This window comes from Tabrizicola sp. (assembly GCF_051645465.1).
GTDB lineage: Bacteria > Pseudomonadota > Alphaproteobacteria > Rhodobacterales > Rhodobacteraceae > Tabrizicola.
Map to the genome: position 1 here is coordinate 1 of NZ_JBOFBI010000030.1, position 2,251 is coordinate 2,251.

Consider the following 2,251-nt stretch of genomic DNA (forward strand, 5'->3'; position numbering starts at 1 on the left):
GAAGAGTTTGTGGCCTATGTCTTTGCCGACAACTACTTCGAGCTTTACGTGAACGGCACCCTGATCGCCGTGGACCCCGTGCCCTTCACCCCGTTCAATTCGAACGTTATCCGCTTCTCCGCCACCCGGCCTGTGACCCTTGCGATCATGGGTGTCGACTGGGAGGAAAACCTGGGCCTCGGCTCCGAAAAAGGGCGTGGGGCAGACTACACTCCTGGCGATGCCGGGGTTGTTCTGCACGTTCAAAACGCATCTGGCCAGACGGTTGCGCTCAGCGACGAAAGCTGGAAGGCGCAGACCTTCTACACGAGCCCCCTTGCCGACCCCGCCTGTCTGAAGATCGATGGCGCCACCCGCGACAGTTCAGCCTGCAGCACTGCGCCGGCGGATGACGGGTCGGGCTTTTCTGCTGCGCATTGGGTGGTGCCTGAGGGCTGGACGCAGCCGGACTACGACGACAGCGCCTGGCCCAATGCCCTGACCTACAGCAACGACACGGTCGGCGTGGACGGCAAACCGGGTTTCACGAATTTCCCCGAGGTTTTCGATGCCGAAGAGGCCGATGCGGCCTTCATCTGGTCGTCGAACCTGATCTTGGACAACCTCGTCCTGCTGCGCAAAACCATCGACTGAACCAAGGGGGTCAACGACTGGCTTCCCTTCACACCAACCCATGACCGAGGACCTACCATGTATTCTGTCCCCAAAACCCTGCTGTCCATCCTCGCCCTCGCCTTCGCTTCCTCAGCCCATGCGGAGAGCGTCGAGATCACCCTTGCCGATGATCTCGACGGCATTCTGAACGGATATTGCATTGATATCGCGGGAGGAAATGAGAATGTGGATATCACGAGGGGCCTGCAGGGCCACACCTGCTACAGCTATCAGGGAGCCCTTGGCACCGATCAGAAGTTCGAGACGGAGAAGTTCGCCGCGAACCAGCTTTACATGACCGATTTCGACGTCTGCGCCACGCTGTCCTCGCTGGACGCGGGTGCGACAGTCGGATTGGCGGCCTGTGACGGCAGCGATCTGCAGAACTTTACCTTCTCGGGTGAAGGCACGATCACCCCTGTCACCGCGCCGGAAATGTGCCTGACGCTTGCTTCCGATACCCGTCTGGGCAGGGGGTCGCAGCATCAGATCAAAGACATGGCGCTCGCGGCCTGCGACGAGGCGCAAAGCACTTATCAGACCTGGCGCGTGCGCAGCACGGACGACTGACCACCTGCGCATGGCGGCCAAACAGGAAGGACCACCACTATGAACATCACCCGTCATCTGATCCCACTCATGCCGTTCCTTGCGGCCATCCCAAGCATCGCGTTGGCCCAAGACGAGGCGGAGCGTCTTGCACAGATCACCGCGATGTTTGACCCCGCCGCCATCGTCAGCGGGCCGGAGCTGGTGGATTGCACCCTATCGGACGGGACGGAGACGACATGTTTCAGCATCACCGTGAAATCGTCGCTGGCTGAGGATGAGATGGGCCCCTGGTGCCCGCGCAACATCACGGATGGGCCGGAAGTTTCGGGCATCTGGCCGCATGAAGGCAAGATGTATGACGTCGACGGGACCTTCGTGAAAAACCTTTCCACCTTCTACGACGATCCGGACTGGCAGCTTTTCGATCCGGCGACCGGCAAGGTGAACGTGACCGAAGGCAAGGAAGCCTGCGAACTGGCCGCGCGGCCGGACGTTGATGAGACCTATCAGAAGCACTGTGTCGAATGCCTGACAAGCGACATGGAGGAAGAGGCGGCGGTGACATACGTGATCCCGCTGCAACCGGTCGATGCGGACCGCCCCGAGCGGCTTGCCCCGTTTGTGGGGGTCGGTCTGGCCTTCAACGGCATCAAGTACGATGCCCCCGCGCCGGTCGAGAGGATCCTGGGCGCCTATACTTTGGCGCCGTTCGACGACTGTGGCGGTCATGTGAACCCTCATGCCGGCTACCACTACCACGCTGTCACCGGATGCAGCCCGGAGATCGCTGTCACAGAGGACCATGGCCCGCTCATCGGCATCGCGATGGACGGCTATTCATTGTTCGCCCGGCTTGACCCCGACGGCACCGAGCCCGCCGATCTGGACGAATGCCGCGGGCATGTAACGGAAGGGATCGGCTACCACTACCACGTCGCCGACGCGGGCGCGAACCAGACCATCGGCTGTTTCAAGGCTGAATACGGGTGTTCGCTGGACGATGCATCGCAGAGCTGCGACGCGACTAGGCGACCACCCCCGCCCT

The 2,251-nt window shown here is 61.5% G+C and carries 3 protein-coding genes; all 3 read left to right on the forward strand.

Going from position 1 to position 2,251, the window contains the following annotated elements:
- The coding region (locus tag ACRCSW_RS01850) for a hypothetical protein (RefSeq protein WP_438702295.1) at window positions 1-633 on the forward strand (633 nt) is incomplete at its 5' end.
- A gap of 57 nt (window positions 634-690) precedes the next feature.
- Entirely contained in the window at window positions 691-1,224 is a 534-nt protein-coding gene (locus tag ACRCSW_RS01855; RefSeq protein WP_438702296.1) for a ricin-type beta-trefoil lectin domain protein, read from the forward strand.
- 39 nt (window positions 1,225-1,263) lie between these two features.
- Window positions 1,264-2,251 (forward strand): YHYH protein (locus tag ACRCSW_RS01860; RefSeq protein WP_438702297.1); only part of this gene is annotated, 988 nt, incomplete at its 3' end.